4 protein-coding genes are annotated in these 6,290 nt (G+C 66.5%); 1 reads left to right on the top strand and 3 read right to left on the bottom strand.

Annotated elements, in window-relative coordinates; translation table 11 throughout:
• Positions 1–448: 448 nt before the first annotated feature.
• From EET13_RS15770 to cobN, 3 genes are all read right to left on the bottom strand, one after another.
• Positions 449–838, bottom strand: a complete 390-nt coding sequence (locus EET13_RS15770; RefSeq protein ID WP_122443164.1) for a PPOX class F420-dependent oxidoreductase — start codon at positions 836–838, stop codon at positions 449–451.
• A gap of 97 nt (positions 839–935) precedes the next feature.
• Complete coding sequence (locus tag EET13_RS15775; RefSeq protein WP_136623168.1) at positions 936–1,364, bottom strand: hypothetical protein; 429 nt, start codon at positions 1,362–1,364, stop codon at positions 936–938.
• Positions 1,365–1,372: 8 nt separating this feature from the next.
• Positions 1,373–4,972 carry a cobaltochelatase subunit CobN gene (gene cobN, locus EET13_RS15780; RefSeq protein WP_122443166.1) on the bottom strand — a complete coding sequence of 1,200 codons (3,600 nt, stop codon included), beginning with the start codon at positions 4,970–4,972 and terminating at the stop codon, positions 1,373–1,375.
• A 624-nt stretch (positions 4,973–5,596) separates the two neighbouring features.
• Between cobN and EET13_RS15785 the strand changes: the two genes are divergently transcribed.
• Positions 5,597–6,290, top strand: a 694-nt coding sequence (locus tag EET13_RS15785; protein WP_136623169.1) for a PE family protein, incomplete at its 3' end; no start/stop codon positions are given.

Consider the following 6,290-nt stretch of genomic DNA (forward strand, 5'->3'; position numbering starts at 1 on the left):
CAGGAGCCACCAGCAATGTCACAACCAGGCACCTTCCGACCGATCGCCCCGCCCGGTGCTTATCCGGCCGACCGCGCCACGGATTAAAATCTGGCCGAGCGTAACAATTGTCTTGTAGAAATAGTGTCCTCCAGCTGTAGTACAGCGCTGTCGTCCAATTGGGGGGTTGTGCCCGAGCTTCGCTCCAACCGGACAGGAGCGACCCTGGGAGGCGCGTCCGACGACGCATTGCTCCCGGCAAGACCGACGCTGAAGCGCTCAGTTCCGCCAAGCAGCACATGGCCCTGGCCCGCCCGGCTACGAGGCCAACTCGGGTTGGCGCGCGACAACACATTCCCGCAACCATCGCCCCGGCGTGGACACGCGGCGATCGGCTGTCCATTGGCCACGATCAGCGGCGGGCCAAGCCTCGACGCCCCGTAACGGCACCAAACGCCGCTCGTCGGTGTCAGCTCACTGTGAGTTCGAGCCCGATGTTGTTTTCCATGCCGCCGCGTAGCTTGCTGACGAAGTTGAAGACCTTGCCGGCAATGCCGTACCGCTTGCCGATCGCGTCGTAGACCGCGCCCGTTTGCGAGTCGTCGAGGATTGCCGCGGTGCCCTCGACGGCCTCGCTCTTGGGACGCCCACGCACGTCGCAGATGGCCAGTGTCACTCGCGGAGTGTTTCGGATTCGCTTGACCTTCCACGCCTTCTTCTCGGAGATGACCAGCAGACGGTCACCGCGGTCCTGGCCCAAGGCGGCCCAAACCGGCGTCGGCTTCGGCCGGCCGTCCTTGGTGAAGGTGGTCAGCAGAATGTATCGCGCTTTGGCGAGGTCGGCGAAGGTCGGCGTCACGGTGTCAACCTAGCGCCGAGCAGACGCGGAATCGCACCCGAATGGCCATTCGGGTGCGATTCCGCGTCTGCTGGCCGCGCTCTTGTTGCCCCCGCTATCACGGGACCACGCGATCCTGTCTAACGTCGACGATCACGTCGCCGGAGAAACCCCGGGTCGAGCCGGGCTGGACTTGGATCAACCTATCCGCGCCGCTGTAATCTCGGACGGTCAGCGCAACCGTCACCTTGACACCTGTTACAACCGCCAGCACATTGCGCATCGGCAACCCCTGCGACGGGGCGCCCTCGCCGACCAGGCTTACCGGCGCCGAGTCCGCCACCCACGGGTACGGTTCGAAACACGTCCGGTCTATCAGTTCGGTCAATGGCTCCGGGCAGCCCGCTTCCCAGTGCGCGGCTGTCGCCGGCACCGACGGCGCGACGGGATCATCGGCCGGGACGGCCCACGCCGGGACGGGCTTGGATCCAAGGACACCGACGGCCACGGCAGCAGCCATGGCGACGCAGACAAGGCGTGTCGTCATCGGATGGCTCAACCCTCCAAATCGCCTTCGGTTTCCAGCAATACCTGGCGCAAGCCGTCAAGGGTATCCGGTTGCGGCTGGGCCCACATGCCACGACCAGTCGCCTCCAGCAGGCGTTCGGCCATGCCGTGCAGCGCCCAGGGATTGGATTCCGCCATGAACTTGCGGTTCTCCGGGTCGAGTACGTAGCGCTCGGTGAGTTGCTCGTACATCCAGTCGGCCATCACCCCGGCGGTGGCGTCATAGCCGAACAAGTAGTCCACGGTGGCGGCCATCTCGAAGGCACCCTTGTAGCCGTGGCGGCGCATGGCGGCCATCCACCGGGGGTTGACCACCCGGGCCCGAAACACCCGGGCGGTCTCCTCCGACAGCGTGCGGGTGCGGATGGCGTCGGGCCGGGTGTTGTCGCCGATGTAGGCGGCGGGCGCTTGGCCCGTCAACGCCCGCACCGTGGCCACCATGCCGCCGTGGTATTGGAAATAGTCGTCGGAATCTGCGATGTCGTGTTCGCGGGTGTCGGTGTTCTTGGCGGCAACCGCGATACGGCGGTACTGGCGATTCATGTCGTCGACGGCTTCGCGGCCGTCAAGATCGCGCCCATAGGCGAAGCCGCCCCAGGCGGTGTAGACCTGGGCGAGGTCTGCGTCGTCGCGCCAGTTGCGGCTGTCGATCAGCTGCAGCAGCCCGGCGCCATACGTACCCGGTTTCGAGCCGAAAATCCTTGTGGTGGAGCGACGTTGATCGCCGTGCTGAGCGAGGTCGTCCTGGGCGTGGGCACGCACGAAGTTCTGCTCGGCAGGCTCATCGAGGCCAGCGACCAACCGGACCGCGTCGTCGAGCATCGTCACCACATGCGGAAACGCGTCGCGGAAGAACCCGGAGATGCGTACCGTCACGTCGATACGCGGCCGGCCCAGTTCGGGCAGCGCAATGGCGGTGAGATCCACCACGCGTCGCGATGCGTCGTCCCAGACCGGCCGAACACCAAGCAGGGCGAGCACTTCGGCGATGTCGTCGCCAGCGGTGCGCATCGCCGAGGTGCCCCAAACCGACAGGCCCACCGATTGCGGCCACTGCCCGTAGTCGGCGCGGTAGCGGTCCAGCAGCGAATCAGCCAGGGCCACACCGGCTTCCCACGCCAGCCGCGACGGCACCGCTTTGGGGTCGACCGAGTAGAAATTGCGCCCGGTGGGCAACACGTTGACCAGACCGCGCAGCGGTGACCCCGACGGCCCGGCCGGGATGAAGCGGCCGTCCAGAGCCTTTAATACCTGCTCGACTTCGAAAGCGGTGCCGGCCAGGCGCGGCACCACTTCGGTTGCGGCGAACCGTAGTACGGCTGCGACCTCCGGGTTGTCGGTGAGGCGACCCGCGGCGGCAGGATCCCATCCGCTGGCTTGCAGGTCCGCGACGAGTTGACGGGCCGCCGCCTCGGCCCGGTCGACCGCGGTGCGCTCGTCGGTCCCGTCGTCGGCCAAGCCCAAGGCTTGGCGCAGGCCGGGGATTACGTGCTCGCCGCCGAACAGCTGGCGGGCCCGCAGGATTGCCAGCACCAGGTCGACTTCTTGTTCACCCGCCGGCGGTTGCCCCAGGATGTGCAGGCCGTCGCGGATCTGGACGTCCTTGATCTCACACAGCCAGCCGTCGACGTGCAGCAGCATGTCGTCGAACGAGTCTTCCGGTGGCTTTTCGGTCAGCCCCAGATCGTGGTCCATCTTGGCGGCCCGGATGAGCGTCCAGATCTGCTGCCGAATGGCCGGCAGCTTACCCGGATCCAGAGCGGCCACGCTAGCATGCTCGTCGAGCAGCTGCTCCAAACGTGCTATGTCACCGTATGTTTCGGCACGGGCCATGGGTGGGATCAGGTGGTCCACGAGAACGGCGTGCGCGCGCCGTTTCGCCTGGGTACCCTCGCCCGGGTCGTTGACCAGGAACGGGTAGATCAGCGGCAGGTTGCCCAGCGCGGCGTCGGATCCGCAGGCCGCCGACATGCCCAACGTCTTTCCCGGCAGCCACTCCAGGTTGCCGTGCTTGCCCAGGTGCACCACGGCATGCGCGTTGAAGCCTTCTGGAAACCCTGAGCCCAGCCAGTGGTAGGCGGCCAGATAATGGTGACTGGGCGGCAGGTCGGGGTCGTGATAGATCGCCACCGGGTTGTCACCGAAGCCCCGCGGCGGCTGCACCATCAGCACCAGGTTGCCCGACCGCAGTGCGGCAATGACGATTTCGCCGTCAGGATCGTGGCTGCGGTCGACGAACAAGTCCCCCGGGGGCGGCCCCCAGTGCCGGGTCACCGGGTCGGTCAGTTCGGCCGGTAGAGTGGCGAACCAATCTCGATAATGCTTGGCGGACAACCGAATCGGGTTGCCGGCCAGTTGGCCCTCGGTAAGCCAGTCAGGGTCTTGGCCGCCACGCTCGATGAGCGCATGGATCAGGGCGTCTCCGTCGCCCGGTCCATTGTCAGGGACACCCGGCAGTTCGCCCACCTGATAACCGCGCTCGCGCATCGCCTGCAGCAAAGTGACCGCGCTGGCCGGCGTGTCCAGGCCGACCGCGTTGCCGATGCGGGCGTGTTTGGTCGGGTACGCGGAGAACACCAGAGCCACCCGCTTGTCGGCGGGAACCACGTACCTCAGCCGCGCATGCCGTATCGCCAGACCGGCAACTCGTGCGCAGCGCTCGGCATCTGCGACGTAAGAGATCAATCCATCGTCGTCAATCTCCTTGAACGAGAACGGGACCGTGATGATGCGGCCGTCGAACTCAGGCACGGCAACCTGGCTGGCGACGTCGAGGGGGCTCAGCCCGTCGTCGTTGTCATGCCACTGGTCCCGCGGGCTGGTCAAGCAGAGACCTTGCAGGATCGGAATATCCAGTGCGGCAAGGTGTTCGACGCTCCAGCTGTCGTCCTCGCCGCCGGCTGAGGCGGCGGCGGGCTTGACTCCCCCGGCGGCCAGCACGGTGACCACCATGGCGTCGGCGTCTTTCAGCCTGTCCAGCAGCTCCGGCTCGGCGGTGCGCAGCGACGCGCAATAGACCGGCAGCGCGCGCCCGCCGGCGTCTTCGATCGCGAGGCAGAGCGCCTCGACATAGGCGGTGTTACCGGCCAGGTGCTGGGCACGGTAGTACAGCACCGCGATCGTCGGGCCGTCGATGTTCGACGAGGCATCGGGGCGGGCCAGTTCACCCCAAGTCGGGGTGACAACGGGGGGTGTGAACCCGTAGCCCGTCATCAACACCGTGTCGGACAGGAAGGCGTGCAGCTGACGCACGTTGTCCACGCCGCCATGGGCCAGATAGATATGCGTCTGCACGGCGATGCCGGCGGCGACGGTGGAACGGTCGGTCAATTCCGCATCGGCGGCCTGCTCACCGCTGACCAGCACGGCCGGCACGCCGCTGGCGAGCACCGCGTCGATGCCGCTTTGCCAGGCGCGATAGCCGCCGAGAATCCGCAGCACCGCGACAGCGGCGCCGGACAGCAACTCGGGCAGTTCGTCCTGCGACAACCGGGACGGGTTGGCCCACCGATAGTTTTTGCCGCTGGAACGCGCGCTGATCAGGTCGGTGTCAGACGTCGACAACAGCAAGACGGTCGGCTCGGCCACCCACCATTCGTACCGCAGTGCCGTGGAACCGTCCCGTTGCGGGTCGGGTAAGCCGGGTGGATATCTGCGACCCGCCGCACGGCGCGCACAAATGACATAGCGACGGCGTGTCCGGTAACCATCCGTTCCCGGACTGCAGGCACCCTTCCTGTCCGTGCAATCGGGGCCTCAGCAAGCTAACGCGACAGCTGGCCGGGCGCAGCCGGGATTTCCTCGAAGGTCCGGTCAAAGTCCTTGCAAATAAGTGGATTTCGAGCTGGCAATAGCCTGCGGAGCTTCCGGCGACCCCCGTTGCTATTGGGAAATATTGCCACACGATATATTTCGTGAATCGTGGCGCTCTGTGCCGATGCCGGGTCGACGGACCGGTGGCCGTTCACATGGACGAGAGCCAATCTGAGGCAGTTTTGGTGCTGGTGAAGATCCTGCAGCACACGGCATTATCGGTCGCCTACCGCGAGGAAGGTGCATCCCGGCTGTGGCACCGCTGTCCAGCTGCGAATGGGACGGATGGAAAATGCCGGAACGGCCAGAACGCTGCCATAACCGGCGTACTCTCAGGACACTCGTCATTCACGTTCCGTCAATTCGTCGACGGGTCTACGACGTGGCAGGAGGACAACGATGTCATATCTGACGGCCTTCCCCGAATTACTGGCATCGGCCGCAACGGACCTGTCCAACATCGGCTCGGCGCTGATTGAGGCGAACACCACGGCAGCGGCTCCCATCACCACCATGGTGCCCGCTGCCGCCGATGAGATATCAGCAGCCATCACGGCGTTGTTCGCCAACCACGCGCTGACATATCAGATGCTCAGCCGCCAGGCGAACACGTTTCACGTGCAGTTTGTCGAGGCGCTGAGTGCCGCCAGCGCCTCGTATGCCGCCGCCGAAGCGGCCAACGCGTCACCGTTGGAAGCCGTGGTTCAAGACCTCCTGGGGGTGATCAATGCGCCGACCAACGCATTACTGGGGCGCCCGTTGATCGGTGACGGCGCCACCGGGACCGCAACCAACCCCAACGGCGGGGCCGGTGGCTTGCTGTTCGGCAACGGCGGCGACGGTTACTCCCAACCGGTAAGTTCTACCGCCCCCGGCGGCGCCGGCGGCGCAGCAGGACTGATCGGCAACGGCGGCCGCGGCGGCACCGGTGGGGCCGGCGCGGCCGGTGGGGCCGGCGGCCAGGGCGGGTTCTGGTTGGGCAACGGCGGCGCGGGCGGCGCCGGCGGCCCGGCCTCCCCGACCGTCGGCTTAAACGGCGTCAACGGTGGTGTCGGAGGGGCCGGTGGGGCGGCCGGGCTATGGGGCGCAGGCG

This window comes from Mycobacterium attenuatum (assembly GCF_900566085.1).
In the GTDB taxonomy this organism is placed as follows: domain Bacteria; phylum Actinomycetota; class Actinomycetes; order Mycobacteriales; family Mycobacteriaceae; genus Mycobacterium; species Mycobacterium attenuatum.

Coding starts and splice junctions, on each gene's coding strand:
- EET13_RS15775 (WP_136623168.1), bottom strand. CDS start 1,364: ATGACGACACGCCTTGTCTGCGTCGCCATGGCTGCTGCCGTGGCCGTC.